Genomic DNA, 24,873 nt, shown 5'->3' with positions numbered 1-24,873 from the left:
GGACAGCGGCCGGACGGGACGATGCGGCATGACGAGACAATAAATCGCGGGCGCGGAGAAGGCAAGGCCCCGGACCCTCCTTTGCCTCCCCCGTGGGCTATTTCCGGGTCCCTGGCGGTCCTGCTTCTGGCCGCCGCGCTGTTCCGGGCGGTCTACTTCCACCTCTACGCCCAGAACAGCATCTTCTTCGATGGTCTGATCCTCGATTCGAGGGTGTACGACTCGTGGGCGGCCGCCATCGCGCGGGGGTCGTGGATCGGCCGCGAGGCGTTCTACTTCCCGCCGCTCTATCCCTACCTGCTGGCGGTCCTGTTCAGGGAGGTCGGCCACTCGCTGGCCCCCGTCTACCTGCTCCAGGCGCTCCTGGGACTCGTCAATCTCCTCCTGATCCACCGGATCGGCATGGCCGCCTTCAACGAGAGGGTCGGCCTCCTGGCGGCGGGCGCCGCGGCGCTGTACGCCCCGTTCCCCTTCTTCGAGATGAAAGTGCTCGGGACGACCCTCGGTCTGACGCTCAGTCTACTGGCCCTGGTCCTCCTGGTCGGCGCCGAGCGGGCTTCCCTGGCGGGGCGGACCGTCCTGGGCCGGTGGTTCCTGGCCGGCGTCGTCATCGGCCTCGCGGCCGAGTGTGTTCCGGGGACGATCCTGCTCGCCCCGATCTACGCCGCCTGCCTGGGGCTCACTCGCTCCCGCGCGGCCCTCGTCCTCCTGGCCGGGACGTTCCTGGCGACCGTGCCGGTTCTGTCGCACAACCTGTACGTGGCCTCGGACCCGCTGCCGCTGTCGGGACAGGGCGGCCTCACGTTCTACCAGGGGAACAACCCGGGCGCCTCGGGGCTCTACAGCGTGCCACCGGGTTTCAGCGGCTCGCCCGAGAGCCAGGCCGTAGAGGAGCAGTCGATAGCCGAGCACGAGACCGGTCGCATCATGCGCCGGTCGGAGGTCAGCGCCCATTTTCTGCGCAAGGGACTGGCCTTCATCGCCTCGTCCCCCTTCGCCTGGCTCAAGCTCGAGGGGAAGAAGCTGCTCGCGCTGTTCGGCGACTACGAGGCCTCCACGGAGTACAGCCTGTACTTCGAGCGCCAGCAGATCCCCTGGCTCCGCATTCTGTGTCTCCCCTTCGCGGCGATCGTCGCGACGGGAGTGGCCGGGATGATCCTGGCCGGGCGTCCACGTCCGCCCGCCGCGGCCCTGCTCCTGTACGGCGCGCACGCCGCCGCCATCCCCCTGATCTTCTATGTCTCGGGACGCTACCGCCTGCCGCTGGTGCCCCCCCTTCTGATCTACGGCGCCGCGTTCGGCGACCGACTGTGGTCGGAGCTGCGCGCCACCGGCGCGCTCTCACCCGGCGTGACGAGAGCCGCGGCGCTGGCGCTGGGGCTGGCGCTCGTGTCGTTCTTCCCCCTGGGCCGCCCGGTCGTCCCGGCGGAGGCGAACGTGCATTACAACATCGGCAACTTGTTGATGGAGCAGAAGCGTTACGAGGAGGCGATCGCCTCCTTCGACCGTTCCCTCGCCCAGTGGCCCGGCAACGACTATGCCTGGATCAATCGAGGCAACAGCCTGGACAAGCTCGGGCGCCCGGACGAGGCGCTCGCTTCCTACCAGCGCGCCGAGGAGGCGAACCCCAGCTCCTGGAGGGCCTACAAGGCGCAGGGGATCATCCTGCACCGGAGCAAGCGCTATGACGAGGAAGAGGCGGTCTACCGCCGGGGACTGAAGACGGACGGCGAGGAGGCCTACTACCTCCTCGGGATCGCCCTGAAGAACCAGAACCGCATCGACGAGGCGAAACGCGCCCTCGAGGCGGCGATCCGGCTCAACCCGACCTATGCCAGGGCGCACACCCGCCTGGGCGAGATTCATGCGGGTCTCGGCGAGAGCGACGCGGCGCGCGAGGAGTTCCGCAAGGCGCTCGCCCTGGACCCGGAGGACACGTCCGCCCGCACCGGTCTCGGCCGCCTCGGCGGCTAGGAGCGTCTCCGGATCGTGGGGCCGGGCGCGCGCGGCGCCTGCGGGCGGCTCCACCGCGTGTGATACGATTTCTTTCATCATGGAAGCGATCAAGCCGGAAACCGGCGCTGAGGCCCGCCCGGAGAGGCCCGCGGTCGCCGAGCGCTCCGCCGTCTACCGCTCTTTCTGGCGCAAGCTCGACCAGGCGTTGAACTCCGTCGAGGAGGAGCAGGCGCTGACCTCCTCGCTCGACGAGATGCTGCGTATCTTGTTAAAGGAGTTCGGCCAGGAGCTCGGCTTCGTGGCGGGCCGCCTGTACGAGAAGGCGGGCGATCGCTACGTCCTGCGCCGCTGGTACGGCGACAACCCTCCCGACAAGCTGGGCTACACCGTGCCGATCACCTACGCCGCGGTGCAGCAGCTCATCGAGCGCGGCCTCATCATCATGAGAGAGAGCGACCCTGGCTTCGATCACACCATCGAGGACCCCCTCGGCGTTACCGTGTTCGCCGCGATGACCATCGGTCAGGGGAACGAGTACCTCCTGTCGTTCAGCATCGAGGGGGAATTCGACCGCGAGAAGACGCTTTATCTGTTATCGGCCATCCAGCATGTCATCGGCCAGAAGATCCGCCAGCAGCGCTTCCACAACATCATGGAGGAGGCGCGTCAGATCCAGATGTCGATCCTGCCGAAGGCCTCGCCGACCTTCCAGGGTTTCGACGTCCACGGGCGCGCCGTGGCGGCCGAGGCGCTCGGCGGCGATCTGTACGATTTCATCCCGATTTCCGATCGTGTCCTGGGAATCGCGGTCGCCGACTCCTCGGGTCACGGGCTGCCGGCCGCGCTCCAGGTGCGCGACGCGATCACCGGTCTGCGCATGGGGATGGCCGAGCACCTCAAGATTGTCAGCACGATCGAGCGGCTCAACAAGGTGATCAACCGCTCGACGCTCAGCACCCGCTTCGTCTCGCTGTTCTACGGCGAGCTCGAGAGGAACGGCAACTTCATCTACTGCAACGCCGGCCACCCGCCCGCGCTCCTCTACCAGGACGGGCGCTTCCAGGAGCTCGACCACGGCGGTCTGGTCCTAGGCCCGGATCCTGATGCGCGCTACGAACGAGGCTATGTGCTACTGCGGCCGTCGGACGTCGTCGTCATCTACAGCGACGGCATCACCGAGGCCACCAATCCGGACGACGAGGACTTCGGTGTGGCGCGGCTGCAGCGCATCGTCGCGGAGAACCAGTCGCTTCCCGCCAGGGGGCTGGTCGATCTCATCTTTCAGAGGGTCGAGGCGTTCTCGCGCCGCTTGCGGCCGCATGATGACCAGACCGTGGTCGTCGTTCGGAAGCCCTCCTCCTAGAAACCGGTGCTCCTCCTCCGCCCGAGGACGGGGCGGGGGGCGCAGCCAGGCCGCGCGGCACGGGTCCGGCTTGCTGCGCGACCCTCCCCTCGCTTCGCCTCGCGCCGCCCACCGCGCTGGGGTGCGCGCGGCGGGGCCCCGGCGCGAGGTCTCAGACGACCGCGCGGCCTGGCTGCGCCCCCCGTCCCGTCGGCCTCGACGAACAGCCACAGCCTTCCGCGGGTGATGTGTGTGCGATACTTCCGCTCCCATGAACAACACTGCTGTTGCGCGGGGTGCGACGTCCGAATATTCAAAGTACTCCTACTGGCTGGAGACTTGCGGGGATGAACTGGCGCCGCGGACGGGGGTGGATGGATCGATTGATGTCGACATCGCGATCCTGGGTGCCGGGTACACGGGGCTCTGGACCGCCTACTACCTCCTGAAGCGTGAGCCCTCGCTGCGCGTCGCGATTCTCGAGCGGAGGATCGCCGGGTTCGGCGCGTCGGGCCGGAACGGCGGATGGGTCTCGAGCAAGCTGAACATCGGCCTGGACGCCGTCGCCCGCATGTACGGCCGTGACAAGGCGCAGGCGCTGCAGCGGGCGCTATACGACACCGTGGACGAGATCGCGCGGGTCTGCGCCGCGGAACGCATCGACGCCGGGTTCGAGAAGGTCGGCGCCCTGTTCGTGGCGCGTCATCCCTACCAGGAGCCGATGATGCGCGAGTACGCCTCGATGTTCGAGCGCTTCGGCTTCGGCGACCAGCAGTCGCTGCTGACGGCCGCGGAGACGGATCGGAGAGTCAGGGTCCGTGGAACGCGGGGCGCCTGGTTCTGCCCGCAGTACGGCCGCGTCCACCCGGCCCGGCTGGCGCGCGGGCTCGCCCGGGTCGTCGAGCGGCTGGGCGGGAGGATCTACGAGGAGACCGAGGTCGCCGATGTCGTGGCGGGAAAGGCGCCGGTGCTGCGCACGGCGCGCGGCGACGTCCGGGCGAGGGTCGTCGTCCTGGCGGGCGAGGCGTACCTGGCCCGCCTCAAGAAGACGCGCCGCAGCCTCCTGCCGGTCTACTCCCTGATCGTCCTGACCGAGCCGCTCGGCGAGGAGGTCTGGAAGGAGATCGGCTGGCGTGGCGGGGAGTGCCTGGCCTCGTTCCGCCTCTCGATCGACTATCTCTCACGCACGCAGGATGGCCGTATCCTGTTCGGCGGCCGGGGCGCGCCGTACCGCTTCGGCTCGGCCATCGCCGACGCCTACGATCGCGACGAGCCGACGCACGACATGCTGCGGCGCATGACGCGCGACTGGTTCCCCGCCCTGCAGAACGCGCGCTTCACTCACGCCTGGGGTGGACCGCTCGGGATGCCGCGCGACTGGATGCCCAGCGTCGACCACGACCGGGCCGCGGGCATAGCCTGGGCGCGCGGCTACACCGGGCACGGCGTCGGCGCTTCGAACCTGGCCGGACGCATTCTCGCGGATCTGGTCACCGGTCGGACGACCGGGCTGACCGCCCTGCCGCTCGTCGGGCACCGCTCGCCCCTCTGGGAGCCGGAGCCCTTGCGCTTCCTCGGAGTGCGCTACGTGCAGCGTGCCTTCAGCCGGATGGACGACACCGGCGAGCGCACCGGCCGCGCCCCGGGCGGCCGCACGCTCGCGGAGCGTCTCAGCCGGCACTGAGCCGGAGGTGCTGTGGGGGCCGCGGGGCGGTCGACGGCGGCCTGTTCAGAACGCCTGGCCGATCGAGAAGAACAGCGCGCCGCGCGGCTCCCCTTCCTTGCGATCGAGGAGGGCGCCGTACTCCAGCCGGAAGGGACCGATCGGGGTGGCGAAACGCAGGCCGGCGCCGGCGACCTGGCGCAGATGGCCGAGGTCGTAGTCGCCTAGCGTGCGATAGACGTTGCCGGCGTCGTAGAAGAGCACGCCTCCCAGGGAGTGGACGATCGGGAAGCGCAGCTCCTCGTTCAGGATGAACAATCCCTCGCCGCCCAGCGGATCGCCGTTGCACTCGGCGCCCAGGCGGTCGCGCGCGAAGCCGCGCACCGTCGTGTCCCCGCCGGCGAAGAAACGCTCGGAGGGGGGCACGCCGGAATCCGTGAACGTCCCCTCGACGCACGTCAGGGGGGGGCCCGTCTTCGACACGCCGAACGGAACGGCGGCGCCCGCTCGCAGGGCCTGGGCCCAGACGGTTCGCGGGAAGACCTGCCTGAAGCGGTAGATCTGGGCGAACATCTTCACGAAGTCCGCCTCCGACCCGATGGCGCTGTCGAAGTACTGCACCTCGCCGCCGAGGTAGTGGCCGCGGCTCGGATCGAACGGCGCGTCGCGCGTGTCGTGGATGGCGGAGGCGGCGAAGCTCGAGAGTCTGAGCGTCGATCCTTCGAATGTCGCCGTGGTGTCGGAGAGGTTCACGTCCTTGAGCGAGTAGCGGTAGAGGGTGCGGGTGGCGCGCGTGAACCGGCGGCTGAGCTGGATCGAGGAGCCGATGGTCCGCACGTCGAACCCCGGATGCACCTCGTTCTCTCCGAAGGCCGACGCCAGGAGGTCGTAGCTTCCTCCGAACAGGCCCTTCTCCCGGTACGACAGCGTGCCGCGCTGCATCAGGTTGCTGGCGCGCGTCTGCAGGCCCACGTAGCGCCCGCTGCCGAAGATGTTTCGATTGGAGATCTCGTACTGTCCGCGCAGCTTCTCGTCGCTGGAATACCCGACGCCGAAGACCTGCGTGATCGGAGCCATCTCGCGCACCGACACGCGGACGTCGTGCTCGACGACGACACCGGGGCTCGCGGGGCCCGGCCCGGACGCGGCGCCGTCGGCCGCCGGTGGCTCCGCCTCGATCGACACCGAGCTGAAGATCCCGCGCCCGTAGAGGCGGGTCTGGCTTGCCAGCAGATCGCTGCGGCTCAAGGCGCTTCCGGGCTCGATGGTCAGCGCCTTGCGGATCACGTCCTCGTGAGTCAGGACGTGGCCGGTGACGTGGATGTCCCGCACTCTCTGCGGCTGTCCTTCGTCGATGGTGAACGACGGGTTCTCGACCCGCGCCTCGGCATCGGGCCCGGGTTCGAGCGGCCGGCAGGTGACCCGCACGTCCGGGTACCCCGCATCGTCGTAGCGGCGGCGCAGGGTGACCAGGGCGGCGTCGACCGCGGCGGCGGTGTAAGGCTCGCCTTCACGGATCCGGGCCGTCTTGGCAAGAGCGGCCGAAGTGAAGGCACGATTCCCCTCGAAGCGCGGCGATCCGAACTTCACGAGCGGCCCCTCCCGCACCACGAACTTGACGACCGCCCGCCGGCCGCTGGAGTCGAGCGTGACCTCCGGCTCCTCGACCGTAACACCCGGAAAGCCGCGTGACAGGTACAGGGCCCGGAGGGCCGCCGCGTCCTCCTGAAGAGTCGCCTGCCGGACCAGGCCGCGCGTGAACACCCCGTCCGGGGACGTGCGCAGGACCTTCCGGACCTCCCTTTCGGGAAGGTGATGGACCCCGTCCAGACGCACCTCGCCGGCCCGGGCCCGCGGGCCGCGCCGGACCGTGAAGCGCACCCGGAACTGCCCGGGATCGTCGTGCAGCACCTCGGGGTGGACCTCCACTTGAAGATAGCCGCGGTCCTTGTAGATCGTCTCGATGCGCTCGCGCGCCTGGTCGACGATATCCTCGAGGAACAGCCCCTTCTCCCAGAACGGCCTGACCTCCTGGCGCAGGGCGGCCTGGCCGCGGGTCCCGTCGATTTCGATCCGCACGCGCGGCCCGGCGCGGACGCGGAACACCAGATCCACCTTTCCTCCGGGTGCGCGCGTCTCGCGGGAGTCCACGTCGGCCATGAGGTAGCCGCGGTCGTGGTAGAACTTGAGGACCCGGTCGATGCCGTCGTTCACCGCGGCGCGGTTGCGCGGCCTGCCCTCCTTGACCCGCAGACGGCGGCGCACCGCCTTCTCCTTGAGGCGCAGGTCCCCTTCGATCTTGAGGCTGCCCACGATCGGGGCGACGAAGACGATATCTCCCGCTCCCGGCAGGACGGGAGGCCTGCCGCGCAGGATGTAATTGAAGTCGCCGCCGATCGAGCCGTCCCGGTCGCGCAGGCTCGTGAAGTGGAAGTCGCGCTCGAGGGCGTAGTCGAGCTGGTAGATCGAGCCCTGCGTCGAACCCACGTCGTTGGAATAGGCGACGAAGAGATCCGGGGTGACCTGCTTGCCGACGGTGATGCGGGTCGTCGGGTCCCCCTGCGCGTTCACTTGAAGGGGATCTATGCTGAGCACGTCGAACCCGGCCTTCCCCGCGACCTTCCCGGTCAGCTCCCCGGTCAGGCCGGACAGGTAGGACGTGGCCGTCTCCTCCGCCAGGCCGCCCGACTCGGGCGTCAGCGACCCGAGCGTGCGACCGGTGAGCAGGAGCGCCACGATGTCCTGCTCGGGCAGGGGCGGCGTGCTGGTCAGGTCGTAGTGGAAATCGTCCAGCGTCCCCTCGAAGTGCAGCGTCACCTGGTACGCCGAGACGCGCGTCTCGGCCTGCATGTCGAAGCTCGGATTGATCGCCTCCGGGTCGGCGAAGTCCATCGTTCCACCGAGCACGCGGTACTCGACGTTGCGGAAGCGGATCGTCCCCCCCTCGACGGCGGTGATTCTCCCGGCGATCGACGGGTGGTCGGTCGTGCCGCGCACCTGCAGGTCGCCCTGCCCTTCGAGCTTCCCGAAGTCGTTGCGCAGCCAGACGTCCTGCGTGGCGCGGATGACCAGGTCGAGGTCGATCCCCGCGAAGCCGCCGCCGGACGGGACGCGGAACGTCTCGCTCGACCGCGGCCTTCCGATCGACGAATCCAGCCTGAAGTCCCGAACGTACACGCCGCGCACCAGGTCGACCGTTCCTGTGAGCGAGGTCTGTCCGTGCTCGCAGCGCACGGTCAGGTCCATGTCCGACACCGATCGGAACCCCTCCGGGAACTCCCCCTTGACGCTGGTGCCGAGGACATGGACCTCGGCGGTGTTCACGAGGAACGGCGATTCCGAACGCTGCAGATCGCCGAACCGGATCTCGCCGGTCCCGATCACCGGGCCACCGCCCGCCAGGAACTCGAGACTCTCGATCTTGAGGCGCATCCCTTCGAACTGGGCCTTGCCGAGCAGGTCATCGATCGGGAACGGCAGGCCGGGATGGCGAATCGCCCCCGCCTCGACGACCAGCCGTCCCTCGAAGGCGGGGCTCGCCAGCGGACCGCCGACGTGCAGGACCACCGTCCCCTCGCCCGTCGCCTGCAGGGTCTTCAGGAACAGACGCACCAGTTTCAGATCGAACCGTCCGCTGGCGGAGAGGTCGATCGTTCCGGCGGCCCCCGGATCGAGCTCGCCGCGCGCCTCGATGCGCGTGCCGGGCCCCGACAGGACGACCGGCGCAAGACGCATTCTCCCCGACTCGAGGCTCAGCTCGATCGGGGCCTCGGGTCTCACCTGCAACCCCGCCACGGACGCCTCGAAGCGCTGCAGCGTCGCCTTCGCCTCCACAGTCGTGGGATCGGCCAGACGCCCATGGATCCGCACGTCCCCTCCCACCGTCACCTGCACGTCCTCGGACGATCCGTTGAGGAACGTCCCGCCCCGCAGCCGGGTGTCCTCGAGGACGACGCGCAGGTCCGCGGGAGCGCCGTCCTGCAATCCGATCCGCCCGGTCAGCGCGGCTCCCTGGCCGGGCGCCTTCAGGACGATGTCGGCAGCGTCCCCCGACAGGTCGACGCGCGCGGTCACGTCCCCCAGGGGAAAGCCGCGCACCTTCAGGGACGTCGCGCCCAGCGTGATCGTCCCGTGCGGCTCGAAGAGCGTTCCTTCGACCATGCCCTCGATCGACGCCGTGCCTTCCAGCGGGAGACCGGCCGCCATCCTGGACAGAAGCGACAGGTCGATTCCGGAGCCCCGAACGTCGACGCGCGGCAGACCGGCCCCTTCCTGCGGCACCCAGTCGGCGCCGTGGTACGGGATCCTCCCCTCGAAGGTCATCGTTCCGGAGCCCTGCACGATCGTCAGCGGCTTCATCTCCACCAGATCGGGGGTGAAGATCAGGTCGCCCCGTAGAGCATCGAACTCCAGCCCCGCGACCGTGCCCGGGGCGATCTCGACGCGCGCGTGCCCGGTGAGTGCATCCGGCCGGCCGGCCAGGTCGATGCTGCCGCTCACCCAGCCCGTGAGCGGCGCCTTCAGGCCGGCCACCGCGAGGACCGGCGCGAGAGGAAAGTGCGTCGCGGTTCCCTCGATGCGAACCGATCCCTCGCCGCGGAAATCGACGCGGCCGCTCCACCGCGCCGCGGCGTCCTTCCCGGCCTCGACGGCGGCCTCTTCGATGAGAAGCGCGTCGTCACGGTAGACGACCCGGGCACTCAGCGAGCCGACCGGGGTGCCCCGGTAGGTCAGGTCGCTCCCTTTCAGAGTCCCGGAGAAATTGAGACCGGTCCTGGCGTAGGACAGATCACCGTCCCACTCCCAGCGCCCCCCGAGGGAATGCACGATCCTCTCCAGGGGACTCTCCGGGCCCGCGGCCGGCGCGATCGCGGGCGGGCCGGCGGCGGAGCGGCCGGCAACGGACGGCGCCCCCGCCCCGTCCACGGCCCCTCCCCACCGCCGCGGCGGCCAGGAAGCGAAGAGAATCGCTGGACGGGCTTTCGACTGTCGCCGGGCGGCGGGTCGGGAGCGGTGCGGCGGACCGGGTGAAGGGGCGGGCGTGGGACCTGCCCGGGACGGAGGACTCCGCGTGGGACCGGAAGCCGGTTCCGGAGACGGGCGCGGTGCCTTCTTCGCGGGGGGCGCGAACAGCGGCAGGATCTCCGACAGGTTTCCGGTGCCCCCGCTCATCTTCAGAGTGATCCCCTCGCCGGGACCCGCACGGCCGGAGAAGCTGGCGCGTGTCGATCCGGCGCGCAGGGCACCGTTCAGGAGATGGACCGTCTCCCCTTCCGCCGAGACTTCGACCGTGACCTCGAGGGGAAGGTCCTCGCCCCGGGTCGAACGATAGTGCCCGACAGCGTCGACCACCCCCGTGCCGCGCAGGCTCTTCAGTCCCGTGCTGTCGATCCGGTGGGTGCCGCTGTAGTGGATGGTCCCTGTGAGCGGCGGGCCGGTCCAGCCGGCGTGCTCGAGCACCTGCGCCGCGTCGACACCGTCGAGCCGCAGATCGGTCGTCGCCTCGAAGCCGTCCTTGGTGAAACGGACCTCCGTCGTGCCGGTCGCCTCGCCGCCCAGGAGGTGCGCGCGAATCCCCTTGAAGTGGACGCCGCCGTCCACCGCCAGGTCGCTGCGCAGCGTGCCGATCGACACGCCCCACAGGAAGCAGTTCTCGACCTCGAGACTCCCGGTCGCCGCGGGTGTGCCGTCGCGCACGCTCCCTGTGAGCGAGGACTTGAGCTGGCCCTGCGGCGCCGCCCCCTCCGGGAAGAACCGCGCGAGCTTCCCCACGTCCAGGCCGACGTCGAGCGCCCCTTCGAGCACGAGCGCGTCGCCGTCGCGCGCCGTGACGTGCCCGGAGAGACTCAGCCCTTCTCCGCGGATCGCCACGGGATCGAGTCGCACGCCCGTGTCCCCGGCGACGAACGTCGCGTCGCCCGACAGTCCCTGCCACTCTCCTCCGGGCCCCTCGTAGGAGCCGGAGGCGAACTGGCCGTCGCCGCTCACACCCCCGCCCGGCTGCGGGCTCGCCTCGATCTGCACTCCGTCCAGCCTGACGGCCGGACCGCCGGCGAGATCGATCTCGACCTTGCCGTCCTGGATCTCGAACTTCGATCCGGCCGGGACGGCCGCGAGGGGTGCCGTCGCCGGGTCCGACGGGCCGGTGCCGGCGGACAGGGGACGTCCTTCGGCGAGGCGCAGCGCGATCCGCGGCCGCTTCATCCTGACGGCGAAGGGGCCGCTCCGCGCCCGCAGGAACGTGAGCAGAGAGGCCCGCACGGAGACCTCGTCCGCCGAGACACGCGCCTGCGACCCGCGGTTTCCCTCGCGCTCCGCCTGCACCGACTCGAGATGGACGCCCGGCGGCACGAACTCGGTGCGCAGCCGCTCGATGCGCACCGGTCCGCCGAACAGGGCCGTGGCCCGCGTCTCGATCGAGCGGCGCAGCCTCTCCTCGCCCCAGCGCCGGGCGCGCGGCAGGCCGAACACGGCCGCCGCCGCGACCGCGACGACCGTCAGGGAGAGCGTTGCGAAACGACCACGCGTCACCGGAATCTTGCCTAGGCTGCTGGAACGCTGCGGCTCCGCGCCGCGTGCGCGCGCCAGACGCGCCCGAAGGCATCCAGAGCGGCCAGGCGACGGCGGACGACGATCGTCATGAACAGCTCGTAGGCGACCCAGGCGAAATAGACGATCGTGATCTCCTTGTGCAGGTGGGGCTGCGCGAACTGCGCCCCCCAGAGCACGAAGATCCCTCCCGCCTCGACGATGTGGAACGACATGTTGGACAGGAGCAGCATACCGAGCATCGACTGGGCCACCGTCAGCAGGATCTCCGCCCGCTGGAATTCGTCGAAGGGGATATGCGTCGGCGACCCGACGCTGAAACTATAGACGATCGGGATCATCGCGGCGAGCATCGTCCACTGGTTGATGTTCGCCGAAACCATGTTCATCAGAGCCATCGACGACTTCCCCGGCCGGCGCGCCCAGTACATGGCGCTGAGCTTCTCGGGGAACTCCGACAGGAACGGCGCGACCCACTGGATGAACAGGTACTCCGACACCCCGAGACGCTTCGCGAAGCGCAGCATGCTGTGAAGGAACGGCGCCGCCGCGACGTACAGCAGCAGCCCGCCGCCGGCGAACAGGACGACGATCGCCGCGATCTGGCCGCGACGCGGCAGGCTCATGATGCGGCGGGGGACCGCCTCAAGGTCGGCGGTCTCCTCCACCTCCCGCGGCGGGATCTTCTTCAGCACCCACAGGTACAGGACGTAGATCACCATCAGCACGGCGGCGTCGAGAAGGGTCAGCGTTCCCTTGAGGTAGATGACCAGGAAGTAGAGGATCGGAAACCCGAGGGCCAGGACCTCGACCGAGTGCTCTTCATCGAGGTGGATCCGCCTCAGGAGCCGGTGCTCGCGCCTCCAGTTCCCGAAGGCGGCGACGCCGAAGATCAGCGGCCAGCCGAGACCGACCAGCAGGCGCAGGGAGCCGGTGAAATTGGCCGTCATGAAGTGGATCTGCTGAGACCAGGCGATGACCGCCTCGACCGCGAACTCGGGCAGCGCCTGCAGCCACGCGAGGATCGCCAGCGCCATTCCCTGCGACACGAGGAACTGGGCGCACTCGGCGCCCCAGGAGATCAGGAAGGCGGAGACGACCACGGCCGGAAAGGGCCAGGCGTTCGCCCAGATGCCCCCGGAACCGGCCGGCGCGGCTCCCGGAACGAGGGCGGCCAGGAATGCCTGGGCGCGCCTCCGGACCCGGGCTCGTGCTCCATCGGAAGTGCGTCCCGGCGCCGGAGGATGCGTCGTCGGTTCGCTCATGGGCCGCGTAGTCTATCACGCGGCTCCACGGGCACGCGGCGGCCCGGCCGCGGCGCGCCGGTCGTCGCGTGCGTTCTCAGGGTGTCGGCGCCGGATTCGGTGCCGGTGCGGCGCCCGGCGGCGCCGGAAGGGGCGACCGGCGCGTGGGGACCAGTCCTTTCCCCTGCAGCGGCCGCCCGTCGGGCCCGAGCATCTCGCTGTTGGAGACCAGGACGGTCGTCCCGCCCGGGAGCACGCGCGACATCTGCGCCCGGCCCTTGCCGAACGTCGGGTCTCCCGCGAGCGAGGCGCGGCCGGTGTTCGTCAGAGTGCGCGCCAGCCTTTCGGCCGCGCTGCCGGTCTGCCCGTCCACCAGAACCGTGAGCGGGCTGTCGGTCAGGGCTCCGTCTCCCCCGGTGACCTGCGAGATCTCCCCGGCGTCCGATGCGTCCCGGCCCGCCTCCTTGCCGGGACCGACCAGGAGGTTGCCGATCTCGTCCGCCGAGCGCGACAGGCCGCCGCTGTTGCCGCGCAGGTCCAGGACGATCCCTTCCTTCCGGCGCATCGATTCGAGCGCCGCGCGCACCTCGGCGACGAGGTTCGGGTCGGTGAAGTTGCCCAGCCGGATGTAGCCGAGACCGCCGGGCAGCTCCCCGGTGGTCACCGTCTTGCTCTGCGCGGAGACGCGACCGAGCGGGTCGGTTCCGACCGAAGAACCGCGCCGCGTCAGGAACAGCGCCGCGGTCTCCTCCGGGTCGCGCAGCCGCGTGTACGGATCGCCCAGCGAGGACAGCATCGCGGTGATGGCGCGATACGCGTCGTTTTCGGTCCGCAGCGCCCCCCGATAGCGTGTCCTCCAGGCCAGCCAGTTCTGGCCGTTGAAGGCGCGATCGCGGCACGAGTCGCGCGCGAAGGCCCACGCCTCGCGGTACAGCATCTCGGGGATCGGCGGCACCGCTCCCCGCAGATTCCTGCGGGCCTCGACGTTGCGGCCCAAGGCCGCGAGCACGATCGGGAGCTGACCGCGCGCCAGGCCGAAGTTGTCCGCGGGATCGGCCAGGAGCGCCGAAGCATAGGCCGACGCCGCCGACTCGAATTTCCCTTGATCCGCGAGCGCGGCGCCCAGCACCGACAGCGCCGGTGAGAGGTCGGGCGCGCGTTCCAGGCAGCGCCGCGCGGCCGCCTCGGACTGCTTCGACCGCCCCATGCGCAGGAGGGTCAGCGCCAGATCGACATGGGCGGCCGGACGCGCCGGATCGAGCGTCACCGCGTGCTGCAGCTCGGTGACCGCCAGGTCGGACCGGCCGGCGATCCCCTGGTACGCCTCGCCGAGCGCCGAGTGCACGAGGGCCGATCCGGGGTGCGCCGCGACCGCCTGCCGCAGGATCACGACCGCCTCTTCGCCGCGCCCGGCCCACCACGCCAACCGCGCCAGGAGGACCTGCGGCGCGGCCGAGTCCGGCGGAACGGATGGTCCGTTCGCCGTCGTATCCTTCTTCAGGTCGGCGCCCAGCCGATCGGCCAGCGCGGTCTGGAGTCCCGGGTCGAGAAACAGGACGTCGTTGGCGATCTCGAGGCTCCAGGGATCGGTCGGGTCGAGGAGGAGCATCCGGTACAGCGCGTCGGCCGCCTCCGGAAAGCGTCCCGCCGTCGCCAGGAGGAGGGTCAGGCGTCGCAGCCTGATCGGCGCCGCCGGTCCGTCGTCGCCGGCCCGCGCCTCCTCGATCGCGCGGGCGAGGACCTCCGGTCCCCGGCGCTCCAGGGATGTCGTCCAGCCGCGCAGCGCGAACAGGTCGTCCGGCCGGGCCACCACGAGGGCCCGCCAGGCGGCCTCCTCGTCATCGTCGCTTCCCCCGGCGACGGCGAGCCCCAGCAGGCTGTACAGCGCCACGCCGTCGGCCGGCCGCCGCTTCAACAGGCGCCTGAACTCGCGCGCCGCCTCGAGCGCGCCGTCGGAACCGGTCTCGCGCAGGGCGACCGCCAGCCCGCGCCGCGCCTCGACCTTCTCCGGATCGATGCTCAGGGCCTTACGATACGACCCGGCCGCTCCCTGCGCGTCGCCGGCCACGAACAAGAGCCGCCCCAGCTCGATCAAGACGTTCGCGTCTGCGCCCCGCCGCGCGGCGGTCCGGCGCAACGCCTCGATCGAGGCGCGCAGCTCGCGCAGCTCCTGCCGCCGCAGGGCCGCCGCCTCGTCGTCCGCCTTGGTTCCCAGGTAGGCGTCCCAGTCCTGGATTGCGCCGTCCAGGTCGCCGCGATCCTCAGCGACACGCGCCAGCCCGGCGCGAGCCGGCGCGTCTTGAGTGTGCGCCTCGAGGATCTCTCCGAACAACCGCGCGGCTTCGTCGAGACGCCTCTCGCGGCGGCGGGTCTCCGCCAGGACGAGAAGAAGCTCGGACCGGTGCCCTGCCCCCACCCTGGCCAGCCCGTCCTGCAACAGCGCCGCCGCGGCCTCGTCGTCGTACCGCGTTCTCAGAATGAGCGCCTTGCCCGTGTACCCCTCGGGGCGCGCGGGGTCGATCCGCTGCGCCGCTTCGTACTCCGGCAGCGCCCGCTCCGACTCCGCGACGCGGCGTAACGTGTCGGCCAGCAGCACCCGGATCTCGTAGGAGTGCGGCGCGCGATCGCGAGCCTTCTGGAACAATGCGATCGCCTCGCGCATCCGACCGGCGTGCCGCGCCTCGTTCCCGCGCTTCACCAGGTCCTCGAGCGACATCGCATCGAGCGCCGGAGCGGCCGCCGGCGGCTCGCCGTCCTGCTGCTCCTGCGCGCGCAGATCCACAGGCAGGGCGAGGACCGCGCACCCCTGCAGGAGCGCGCCCGTCATGAGGAGAGCGGTCCAGCGCCGCGTGTGTCCGCCCGCGCCGAGAGCGCCGGTTCGTTCGACAGGATCCGTCACGGAGCCCCTAAAGTACGGCGGGACGCATCCTCTGTCAACGTGGCTATCGTCAGGCAGCGCGCGTGGAGCGACTGATCTGCTCGAGCAGTTTCAGGACCGCTTCGAGCTTGAACGGCTTGCTGAGGTAGGGGCAGCCGGCGGTCTGGAAGAAGGTCTGCGTGCGGGGATTCGCCAGGTCTCCGGTCGAGAAGATGAACCGGCGGGCCATCTGCGGCTTGATCTTGCAGAGTCTCTCGTAGAGGCCCTGGCCGTCGAGACCGGGCATCTTCAGATCGGTCAGGATGGCGTCGTAGTCGTTCGCGGTCGCGAGCTCGAGCGCCTTCTGACCGTTGCGGGCGTCGTCGACCTTGTGACCCACGGTCTTGAGGAACTCGACGAGAAGCTCGACCAGGATCGACTCGTCGTCGACGACCAGCAGGCGCATCGGCCGCAAGGGCGACGCGGCCTTCTTCCCGTCCCCCTCCGTCCCGGCCGCCGCGCCGGGATCCCGCAGCAGCGGCAGGTCCACGTGGATCGTCGTCCCCTCGCCGACCACGCTCTCGGCGTTCATCGATCCCTGGTGGTCCTTGATGATCGCGCGGGACACGCTCAGGCCGAGACCGGTCCCTTTGCCGCTCTTCTTGGTCGTGAAGAACGGGTCGAATATCGACTCGAGCCGGTCGGAGCCGATGCCGGTGCCGCTGTCGCCGAAGCTGGCCCGCAGCGACTCTTCCCGCCTTTCGGTCGTGATCACGAGACGCCTGGGGCGGTCGGCGACCTCCATCATCGCCTGGTGCGCGTTGTTCACCACGTTCAGGATGACCTGCTGGAGCTGATGGAAGTCGAGCATCGTCTTCGGCAGTCTCGGGTCGTAGTGCCGGACCACCTCGACGTTGTCCACCTGGAGCTGGTAGGCGCGCAGCTCGATGACCCCGTCGATCACGTCGTTGAGGTTCTGCTGCGTCTTCTCCGGCTTGTGGCGGCGGGAGAAGGACAGGAGGTTCTGCACGATCTTCTGCGAGCGCACCGCCTCGTTGTAGATCCGCTCCAGGTGCTTGCGTACTTTCGGATTGAGCTCGCCCTGCAGCAGGAGCTGCGCGAATCCCATGACGCCGCTCAGGGGGTTGTTGAGCTCGTGCGTCACGCTGGAGATCAACAGGCCGATGGCCGACATCTTTTCCGCCTGCATGAGCTGCGATTGCACCGTCAGGAGGCGCGCCTGCATGGCGGTGATCTTCTGATCGAGCAGCTTCTTCTGGATGGCGTGCGCCACCTGGGCCGCGAACAGCTCCAGCGGAGCCAGATCCTCGGCTGCGGGCCGGGCCGTATCGTCCGCGGCGAACAGCAGCACGGCGCCGACCTGCGCGGACCCGGAGCCCGGCAGCGGGATGAACAGGAGGTCGCGCGCCAACCCCGGGCGCAGGCCGCCGCCGTCGCATTCGGCCGCGGGGGCCAGGTACGCGTGTCCGATCCGGAAACGTTCCTGGATGATCGCCGTCCGCTCGTTCAGGGTCGGCTTGTGGCGGTGGAAGTAGTCGATCTCCTCGTCGGTGAAGCCGGTGAAGAAGGTCTGCACGTCCCGCCCGTCTTCGCCGAACAGCGACAGGACCGCACGCCGGTAACCGGTGTGCTCACGGATCGCATCCAGGAACAGCCGACAGATCGAATCGAAATCGTTTTCCCGGAGGATTCGGTTCGAGGCGTCGCCCAGTGCGACCATCTCTTGAAGCAGGTCGCGCCGTGATCCGGGACGGTCGCCGGAGCCGTTCCCCCCTGCCGCCCCGGCCCCCTCCCCACCGCTCGAACGGGAGCCGCGCTCCGTGGCGGCCACGGCCTGGGCCGCCAGCGATTTATTCGAAGCCTGTTCCCCGGATTGAGCGCGAGCGGCACGGCGGCGGCCGGCATCGCTGGCCGCGGAACCCGCAAGTCGTTCGGAACCAGCACTTGTGCGCAAGGGACCCCGTCGCGCCAGTCGAACCGGTTGGCCATCCTGACAGCCGGATTGGGAATATAAGTTTGTCGTAAACCACAGTCAAGATTACGAAAATTAGCATTGACATCAACTGATAATTTGGTAGATTAGCACACTGTTTCATATGTAATTAAATGTGGTTACATATAAGCAATTGACGGGACTCGTGCGTCTCGCCGATGGAACAGGAGGGGGGGCCGATGCGTGAGAGGCGGAGGTGCCGGTCGGTGCTGGCCGGGGGCGTCGTCGCCGCGATGATACTGGGAATTGGACCGGTCTGGTCGAAGGGCTCGCGCGCCAAGGACGGCCCGCCCGCGCTCTGGATCGCGGCCGATCGCGTGGTCGGCTTCGTGCCGTTCACGGTCTCGCTTTACGGAAAAGTGCTCGGAAGCGCCGAGCCGGCGCGGCTCGAGCTCTGCCGGGAGCTGGCGATGCAGGCGGACGTCGCGGGGTCGCGCGGCGGCATGGACGACCCGATGGCGGAGCGTCCCGATCGGAACACCGGCCCGCCTGCGCACCAGGATCCGCTCTGCGCCACGGGCACGCTGGTGCGCACGCGCGACGGGTTCGACTACTCTCACGAGATGCGCTTCGACCGGCCCGGGACCTATCGGGTCCGATTGAGCATGGCGGACGCGAGCGGGCACCGCGTGATGTCGAACACCGTCCAGGTCAACGCGCTGTAGCGGATCCCGCCTACTTCTTGGGGAGCGGCTTCTTGAGGGTTTCCTGAAGCTCCTTGCGGGAGGCCTCGTCGCTCGTGAGGGCGGTGATGATCTCGGCGCGCGTCGCGGCGTCCGCCAGGAGCTTCTGGATCAGGGCCGTCTTCTGGGTCGCGTCAGCCGCCATTTTCTCGACAGCCATCGCCTTGATGGAGGTGTCGCCGAGCAGCGTCTCGGCCATCTCCTTCTTGGTGTCGTCCTTGGCGGCCAGCTTGGCCATGATGTCGCGCTTCGCCACGTCATCGGCGAGCAGTTTCGCGATCACCTCGTCCTTGTCGCTGGGGTTCATGATGACCTCGTCGATGCTCTTCGCGCACCCCGCGAGGACCACGGCGACGAGCGCTGTGCCGATGGCGACTGTCACCCTGCGCGCAGCCTGCATGCTCCTGCCTCCTCCTTCCGATGACTGATCGGGCGCCTAGCCTGCCGGGACCGGGACCTCGGGCGCGGCGCCGGGCGGCTTCTCCGGGGTCGCGTCCTTCCCGGCCTTCTTCTTGTCCATCGCCCTCTTCTCGAGCGCCAGGGCGGTGCGCCTCGCTCTCTGGAACCTCTTGAGCTTCTTCGTCAGGATCCGCTTCTTGTCCGCGGCCAGGGTCGAGCCCTTCTCCGCGAGCTTCTTCTTGAGCCTGTCGACCTTCGACTTCAACCGGACGGATGTGCCCACGCGTCGCCTCCACGGCATGTCTTCACGGAAGGGGCGGGAGCGTAGCATCGGCCGCGGGGGGCCGTCAAGCGACGTCGATGATAAGATCGCCGTCGTCATGAGCGGCCCCCCGGTGCCGCGGCCGCGGCCGCGCAGAAATCTGAGTCCTTTCGATCGCTTCGTGCGGGCGCCGATCGGCCTCGTCTGGCTCGTCGTCCTGGCGATCGTCGCCGTGCCGCTCCTGATCTATATGACCCTCCTCTATTGGATCGTTCAGGGCACCCGGGCCCTCTTCGGCAGAAACCGCACGACACGCGCGAAGCGCTCCGGCAGACCGCCCCGGGATCCACGGGTGAATGTCACACCGTCGGGTTATTCGGCACCGGAGTGACCGGGTGCGGAGACGGAGGGGCGACTCACCCCCGGCAGCCCCGCCCCTTTGCAGCATGTGAAGCAACGCACGAATTTCCGCTTTTAGGTTCTCGTCGCGGGCATCACGCCCTCCTGCAGGCCGGCCGCCGCGAGCGCTCGTTCATCCGCGCCCTGCGCGTCGTCTGCCGCGCCCTCGCCCTCGACATCGTCACCGACGAGGAAGGCGCCCGCCGCATCATGGAGGTCGAGGTGAGCGGTGCCGTCAGCGAAGCCGCGGCCGATCGCGTCGCCCGCTCCATCGCCAACTCCCCCTGGTCAAGACCGCCCTCGCCGGCGGCGACCCCAACTGGGGGCGCATCCTCTCCGCCGCCGGCGTCCCATTTGCACCCGGCCGCGTCACCCTGAGCATCGGCGATGTCCCCGTCGTCCGCCGCGGCCAGGGCGTCCAGAACGGTCACGACCTGCGCTCTCTCTTCACCACCCCGCGCGTCTCCATCCGTCTCGACCTCGCCTCCGGCCTCGGCCGCGCCGTCCTCTGGACCTGCGACCTCACACGCCGGTACATCGAGATCAACGCCCATTACACGACCTGAGCCCGCCATCGGGCGATATCCACCCGAAGTGCGGCATGAGATGCAGCACTCAGTCCTTCGTTTCCCTTGCCGATCGAGGGGCCTGCGCGTATAGTCCGAGGCAGCGATCTCGCTCGAGACAGCCGTGAACAACGAACTCCGGAGCCATCCCGTTAATCATCCGACGCCTTCGCTACTCTTATTGTGCTATGCGGAAGTGACGGCCCTTGCAGTCATATCTATGTTCTCCAGCATTGTCGCTACTCCTATTAGATTAGACGGATCAGTCTAATTTGCGTTGGGCGGACAGAGGGTAGAAGTCACGATGAGTAGTCAGCGTCGATCGCTCACCGACGAAGAGCGGTTGGTCCTAAACGAGGTTCAGGCCATCTGGGGCCCCCAGAACTCTGAGGCCGATGTGTTCTTTCCCATGCCGGACGAAGCTGCTCTCTTTGTCAAGGCGCACGACGGCAGTCTACCGCTGTGCGTCTCGCTCTCGAACCTCGGCCGCTGGCATGCCGACGGTAGCCTTTCGCTCTCTGAGTTGCGACAGCAAATTCGGGGGCCGGCCTTAGCTTCGAGGTCTGGCAGCAGTGCATGGGCGCGGCTGAGAGCCGTGGTAGTGCGAAAGCTCCGCCAAGTGCTGGGAGCGCGACAGTGATGTCACTCGAGGCGAGCGCGTCGCCCGACGGGGGACGCTCGCTGCAGGTGCCGCCCAACAACGCGCTGCAACGGCCGCGCGCCAGGCCCGCGCGCTAAAGTAAAGCGGTCACGTGGCGCGCGCCGCTGAGCGCGAGCGTTAGACGTACAGCGAATGAAGGGAACGATGGCAACAGTTTTCCCAGAGCTGAAATCATTGACCAGTCCCGATCTGACTCAAGACCAGGAGCCGGTGGACCCAGCTGACGCGTCGGTGCTGTTCGAAGCGAGCATTGGCCCGAAAGGTCAAGAGGGCACGGAGGCGTTCTCATTCGTGGCTATCACCCCGCGTGCACTGGCTCGGGACCACGGTACTCGTTGGGGTCGCGGCTATCTGATTCTGAACCATGTCTCGTGGGCGGGCGTCGAAGCAGCCGTTCGCAACTTGATCTCGCACTGCTCGGGGGACAGTTGGGCACAGGTTGCCGAACGGCTCAACCGCGAGATGCACTGGGAACTCGAGGCTTACCGAAAATGACGTCGGGGGCGGAGTCGCTGCGGCGCACGCGCGCCGCAGCTTAGCCGGGGCGATAGCCACCACTGGCACCCTTCGAGAGGCATTGAGAATGCCTGAAGATCAAATCCGGCAGACCATCGTTGACCAGGAACATCTCAACCTTCTATCGATTGCCTACCTGGTGTCGGCTGCCATGAGTGCGTGTTTCTCGCTGCTCGGTCTTGTGTACGCGTTCATGGGTGCATTCTTTGCGGCCGCGATTGCTCGAATGCCGGCCACGCCCGGCCAGGCCCCTCCACCGGCGATTATGGGATGGTTGTTTGGCCTCATAGGTCTCGGTATGTTTGTATTCGTGCTCACGATCGGGGGGCTCAAGTTCCTGGCGTACCGTCGCTTGAAGCAACGCCGATCGCGAATTCTGTGCATGGTGGTTGCCGGTGTGTGTTGCCTGGGCGTCCCGTACGGCACGTTGCTTGGCATTTTCACCTTTGTGGTTCTGACGCGGCCATCTGTTGTCAGGCTGTTCCAGGTTTCACCGCCTCCGATTCCGGCTCCGAACGTGGTTGCAAGTGGGGGCTGACGCGAGATCTGTCCCTTTGATCGTCGCCGCAGCGGTCATGCTTCTTGTCGTCCCCCTCGGGTGTGAAGGGGTCGACTTCACTCTTGAGGCCTGGCCCTTCCCGGTCGGTACCGAGAGTCAGGCGCTGTTCGATGCGGGGCTCATCGGCGTGTGGCGATCGATACCGACAGCCGGTGAAGAGCCTGCCGAGCTCACCATCAGCTCACCCGACGGCCGGATATACAAGATCGCGATGCGCGAGGGGGGCGACGACACGGCATTTGAGCTGACCGGGTTCGTGGTCGAGGTCGGTGGCGTGCGGGTCTTGAACGCCCACGACGTGAAGCGACAGGAGCCCCAAGTCTCCGGCTATGTCTTGTTTCGGTACCAGCTCGAGGCTCCAGACGGATTGGTCCTGACCCCGATCGAGGACGACGGCTCGAACAAGCGCGGTGTGGGGTCAACGGACGAATTCCTCCGGTTCATGCAGGTGCACATCCACGAAGGCACCCTGTACGGCGAGTCGACGCACTATCGACGCGTAGCGCTATGGGGCGCTGGGCCGGAGCGTTAGTCAACAGCCGGGGGCGAAGGTGCAGATCAGGACGCTCTACCGATCGTTGCTTTCCCTGCCGCTTCTGGTTCCATTCCTTCTCCTGCCTCTCGCATGGTTCCATATCGTGCCCCCCATGGTCGAGACGTTCATCAGTCTCGCCGGTCTCTCAGCGATGGTGGGCGGTGTTCCGTATGTGCTGATCGCCCTCGGCCTGCTGTGGTGGATGCGGAGGAGGCCCGAGCCACAGATTCGAGTGGCCATGTGCATTGCTCCGCTTCTGATGGTGGCGCTGCTGGGTCTCATTATCCTGTGCGTGACCGTGATGGAGGGTTCTTCCTTCGATACTGACGTCTACACCGCATGGCTGGCCTACTCAGGGTACACACTCGCTTTCGGCTATTTTTACGTAGTGCTTGCATACTTCATCGTCTGGCTGGCAAAGCGAACTGGTGCGGTTCTGGCGAAAGGTTCACGGTGTATCAGGTGACCGCGCTCATCGTGGCACTCGCCCTTGCCTTGGTGGCCTGCGTCAACCAGCCTGCGAAGACTTCGGCCCAGCCGGCCGCCACCCCGTCCTACGCGGCGCCGGTGTTGACTCCGGCAGAGCGTTCGGCGATCAACGACTACTACGCAGAATTGAAGGCCACTGCCGGCTCGGACGCCATCATCGACGGAGAGGACCCGGCAGTACGAGACCGAATTCAGAGGTCATCGCATCGTCAGATGAAGGGGCCAGAGGTCCCGGCGGATCTTCGTCGCCAGCACGCTCACGGTCGTGTCATCGTAGCGGGCGTGGTCGAGCGCGACGCTACAGTCAGCCACGCGAAAGTTGTCGGTTCATCGGGTTATCCTGCCTTTGACGAGGTGGCCCGGAGTGCTGTCGCGGAAATGCGGTACAACGAGCCGGCGAGGCTGGACGGCGAGCCGGTCCGCTGCTTCGCCTATATGGTCATCGACTTCGAGACCAGGTGATACGGTCCTGATGACGCGATGAAGGCGATCGTCCAGGAGAGATACGGATCCCCCGATCATCTGGAGCTCCGGGAAGTCGACAAGCCGGTTGCCGGCGACGATGAGGTCCTGGTTCGGGTGCGGGCGGCCTCCCTCCATCCGGATGTGTGGCATGTCGTGACCGGCAGGCCCTACGTCCTCCGCCTGGCGGGATCCGGGTTCTCCAGACCCAGGAACCGGATCCCCGGCACGGACATGGCGGGGATCGTCGAAACCGTCGGCGGAAAGGTGACACGGTTCCGGCCGGGTGACCCGGTCTTCGGCGAAACCCTCGTCACACACCAGTGGGTCAACGGCGGCGCCTTCGCCGAATACGTGTCCGTACACCAGGACCTGCTGGCGCTCAAGCCGGACAACATCACCTTCGAGCAGGCCGCCTCCGTTCCCTCCTCCGGGTACATCGCGCTCATGAACCTCCGAGGCCTGGATCAGTTCCGGCCGGGACAGAAGGTGTTGATCAATGGTGGCGGGGGCGGCGTGGGCGCTCTCGCCTTGCAGATCACGAAGGCCCACGGCGCGCACGTGACCGCCGTGGACAGCACGAGCAAGCTGGACCTGCTCCGTTCACTCGGGGCGGATGAGGTCATCGATTACACGCGGGAAGACTTCACACGACGTGGCGTGCGCTACGATCTCATCTTCGACGTCCCGGGGAACCACTCTTTCTTCGCGTGCAGGCGCGCGCTCGAACCCGACGGACGATACGTACTCATCGGGCACGAGCGTTTTGGAGCGTCGGGCAAGCGTCTCTTCGGACTCATCCCCTGCTTCCTCACGCTGATGGTCCTCTCACGCTTCGTGAAGCAACTGCGGGGTCCGGGGCTGCCGATCCCGGCCAAGAAGGACGTGATGGCCCTCTTGAGGAAGCTCCTCGAAGCCGGGACGATCACACCCATCATCGACAGGACCTACCTCTTGAGCGAGGTTCGCGAGGCTTTCCGGCACATGATCGAGGACGAGCTCCACGGGAAGGTGATCCTGACCGCAGGTTCGAGAGATCCCACTGCGATGAGGGGACGACTCGATCATGCCCGCACCCGGAGTTGACCCGGCGAAGGTGAGTCACGTCCACGACCATGAGCTCAAGAGGCTCGTGGAAGGGCGGCCGCGCACGATGGGGCTGCTCGAGCGCGCCCGGGCCCACATGCCGAACGGCGTGCCGATGGCGTGGATGGCGACCGACAACGACGTCCCCGTCTACATCGATGTCGGCGAAGGGGCGGGCTTCACCGACGTCGACGGGCACCGCTACCTCGACGTCAACGTCGCCGACATGTCGATGTTCTGCGGCTACGCCAACCCCGCGATCGTGGAGGCGGTCGCGCGCCGCGTCCGGGAGGGGACGCAGTTCCTGCTGCCGACCCGCGAGGCGGTCGAAGTCGCCGAGGAGCTGGCGGGACGCTATCCGGTCCCGTTCTGGCAGTTCACCCTGTCGGCGAGCCAGGCGAATGTCGAGGCCATCCGGGTGGCGCGCGCGGCCACCGGGCGCGAGGTCGTGCTGCTGTTCGATGGCCACTATCATGGCCACTTCGACGAGGGTCTCATCGATCTGCAGGACGGCCAGCTCGTTCCCGCGCAGCGCGGGCTGGCGAAGGCGACCCCGGGCAAGGTCCGGATCGCCCAGTTCAATGACCTGCAGGGGCTGCGGCGTGCCCTGGCCCAGCGCGACGTCGCCGTC

Annotated in this window: 19 protein-coding genes; 12 read left to right on the top strand and 7 right to left on the bottom strand. The window is 68.3% G+C overall.

Features of this window, described 5'->3' with window-relative positions:
• Positions 1 to 81: 81 nt before the first annotated feature.
• The 3 genes from VEW47_14690 (at position 82) to VEW47_14680 (ending at position 4,982) form a co-directional block, all read left to right on the top strand.
• Positions 82 to 1,974, top strand: a complete 1,893-nt coding sequence (locus VEW47_14690) for a tetratricopeptide repeat protein (protein HYS06430.1) — start codon at positions 82 to 84, stop codon at positions 1,972 to 1,974.
• 79 nt (positions 1,975 to 2,053) lie between these two features.
• Positions 2,054 to 3,319 (top strand): PP2C family protein-serine/threonine phosphatase, encoded by a 1,266-nt coding sequence (locus VEW47_14685; protein HYS06429.1) that lies wholly within the window; start codon positions 2,054 to 2,056, stop codon positions 3,317 to 3,319.
• Between the two features lie 250 nt (positions 3,320 to 3,569).
• A complete protein-coding gene (locus VEW47_14680; protein HYS06428.1) occupies positions 3,570 to 4,982 on the top strand; it encodes an FAD-dependent oxidoreductase in 1,413 nt (470 codons plus the stop codon).
• A gap of 45 nt (positions 4,983 to 5,027) precedes the next feature.
• Here VEW47_14680 and VEW47_14675 read toward each other — a convergent pair whose 3' ends face one another.
• The 4 genes from VEW47_14675 to VEW47_14660 all read right to left on the bottom strand — a co-directional run bounded on the left by VEW47_14675 (position 5,028) and on the right by VEW47_14660 (position 17,463).
• On the bottom strand, positions 5,028 to 11,492 hold the full coding sequence (locus tag VEW47_14675) for a translocation/assembly module TamB domain-containing protein (protein HYS06427.1): 6,465 nt from the start codon (positions 11,490 to 11,492) through the stop codon (positions 5,028 to 5,030).
• Positions 11,493 to 11,503: 11 nt separating this feature from the next.
• Entirely contained in the window at positions 11,504 to 12,775 is a 1,272-nt protein-coding gene (locus VEW47_14670) for a hypothetical protein (GenBank protein ID HYS06426.1), read from the bottom strand.
• 76 nt (positions 12,776 to 12,851) lie between these two features.
• Positions 12,852 to 15,653: a S41 family peptidase gene (locus VEW47_14665; protein HYS06425.1), complete on the bottom strand. Its 2,802-nt coding sequence runs from the start codon at positions 15,651 to 15,653 to the stop codon at positions 12,852 to 12,854.
• Positions 15,654 to 15,702: 49 nt separating this feature from the next.
• Positions 15,703 to 17,463: an ATP-binding protein gene (locus VEW47_14660; GenBank protein HYS06424.1), complete on the bottom strand. Its 1,761-nt coding sequence runs from the start codon at positions 17,461 to 17,463 to the stop codon at positions 15,703 to 15,705.
• Between the two features lie 341 nt (positions 17,464 to 17,804).
• On the opposite strand from VEW47_14660, the gene VEW47_14655 reads away from it, so the two are divergent.
• On the top strand, positions 17,805 to 18,290 hold the full coding sequence (locus VEW47_14655) for a hypothetical protein (GenBank protein ID HYS06423.1): 486 nt from the start codon (positions 17,805 to 17,807) through the stop codon (positions 18,288 to 18,290).
• Between the two features lie 10 nt (positions 18,291 to 18,300).
• Here VEW47_14655 and VEW47_14650 read toward each other — a convergent pair whose 3' ends face one another.
• Together VEW47_14650 and VEW47_14645 are read right to left on the bottom strand one after the other, a co-directional pair.
• Positions 18,301 to 18,708, bottom strand: coding sequence for a hypothetical protein (locus tag VEW47_14650; protein HYS06422.1), 408 nt, complete (start codon positions 18,706 to 18,708; stop codon positions 18,301 to 18,303).
• Between the two features lie 36 nt (positions 18,709 to 18,744).
• A complete protein-coding gene (locus tag VEW47_14645; GenBank protein ID HYS06421.1) occupies positions 18,745 to 18,990 on the bottom strand; it encodes a hypothetical protein in 246 nt (81 codons plus the stop codon).
• A gap of 97 nt (positions 18,991 to 19,087) precedes the next feature.
• On the opposite strand from VEW47_14645, the gene VEW47_14640 reads away from it, so the two are divergent.
• Entirely contained in the window at positions 19,088 to 19,360 is a 273-nt protein-coding gene (locus VEW47_14640; protein HYS06420.1) for a hypothetical protein, read from the top strand.
• Positions 19,361 to 19,463: 103 nt separating this feature from the next.
• Here the strand turns inward: VEW47_14640 and VEW47_14635 are convergent, their stop codons facing one another.
• The gene (locus tag VEW47_14635) at positions 19,464 to 19,799 is read right to left on the bottom strand and encodes a hypothetical protein (GenBank protein HYS06419.1); all 336 of its coding nucleotides are present in this window, start codon (positions 19,797 to 19,799) and stop codon (positions 19,464 to 19,466) included.
• A 928-nt stretch (positions 19,800 to 20,727) separates the two neighbouring features.
• Between VEW47_14635 and VEW47_14630 the strand changes: the two genes are divergently transcribed.
• The 7 genes from VEW47_14630 to VEW47_14600 all read left to right on the top strand — a co-directional run.
• On the top strand, positions 20,728 to 21,090 hold the full coding sequence (locus tag VEW47_14630; protein ID HYS06418.1) for an Imm8 family immunity protein: 363 nt from the start codon (positions 20,728 to 20,730) through the stop codon (positions 21,088 to 21,090).
• Positions 21,091 to 21,178: 88 nt separating this feature from the next.
• A complete protein-coding gene (locus VEW47_14625; GenBank protein HYS06417.1) occupies positions 21,179 to 21,649 on the top strand; it encodes a hypothetical protein in 471 nt (156 codons plus the stop codon).
• Positions 21,650 to 21,665: 16 nt separating this feature from the next.
• Positions 21,666 to 22,202: a hypothetical protein gene (locus VEW47_14620; protein HYS06416.1), complete on the top strand. Its 537-nt coding sequence runs from the start codon at positions 21,666 to 21,668 to the stop codon at positions 22,200 to 22,202.
• 19 nt (positions 22,203 to 22,221) lie between these two features.
• Positions 22,222 to 22,671, top strand: coding sequence for a hypothetical protein (locus VEW47_14615; GenBank protein ID HYS06415.1), 450 nt, complete (start codon positions 22,222 to 22,224; stop codon positions 22,669 to 22,671).
• Positions 22,668 to 23,156: an energy transducer TonB gene (locus tag VEW47_14610; GenBank protein ID HYS06414.1), complete on the top strand. Its 489-nt coding sequence runs from the start codon at positions 22,668 to 22,670 to the stop codon at positions 23,154 to 23,156. Before VEW47_14615 ends, VEW47_14610 begins: the two co-directional genes overlap by 4 nt.
• Positions 23,157 to 23,174: 18 nt before the next feature.
• Positions 23,175 to 24,242, top strand: a complete 1,068-nt coding sequence (locus VEW47_14605; protein HYS06413.1) for an NAD(P)-dependent alcohol dehydrogenase — start codon at positions 23,175 to 23,177, stop codon at positions 24,240 to 24,242.
• Positions 24,223 to 24,873: aminotransferase class III-fold pyridoxal phosphate-dependent enzyme (locus tag VEW47_14600; protein ID HYS06412.1), on the top strand; the 651-nt coding region annotated here is incomplete at its 3' end. The genes VEW47_14605 and VEW47_14600, both read left to right, overlap by 20 nt.

This window comes from Candidatus Dormiibacterota bacterium (assembly GCA_035635555.1).
Classification (GTDB): Bacteria; Acidobacteriota; Polarisedimenticolia; order Gp22-AA2; family Gp22-AA2; genus Gp22-AA3.
Note: the sequence above shows the minus strand (reverse complement) of the source record. Positions and strands in the feature narration are given on the sequence as shown.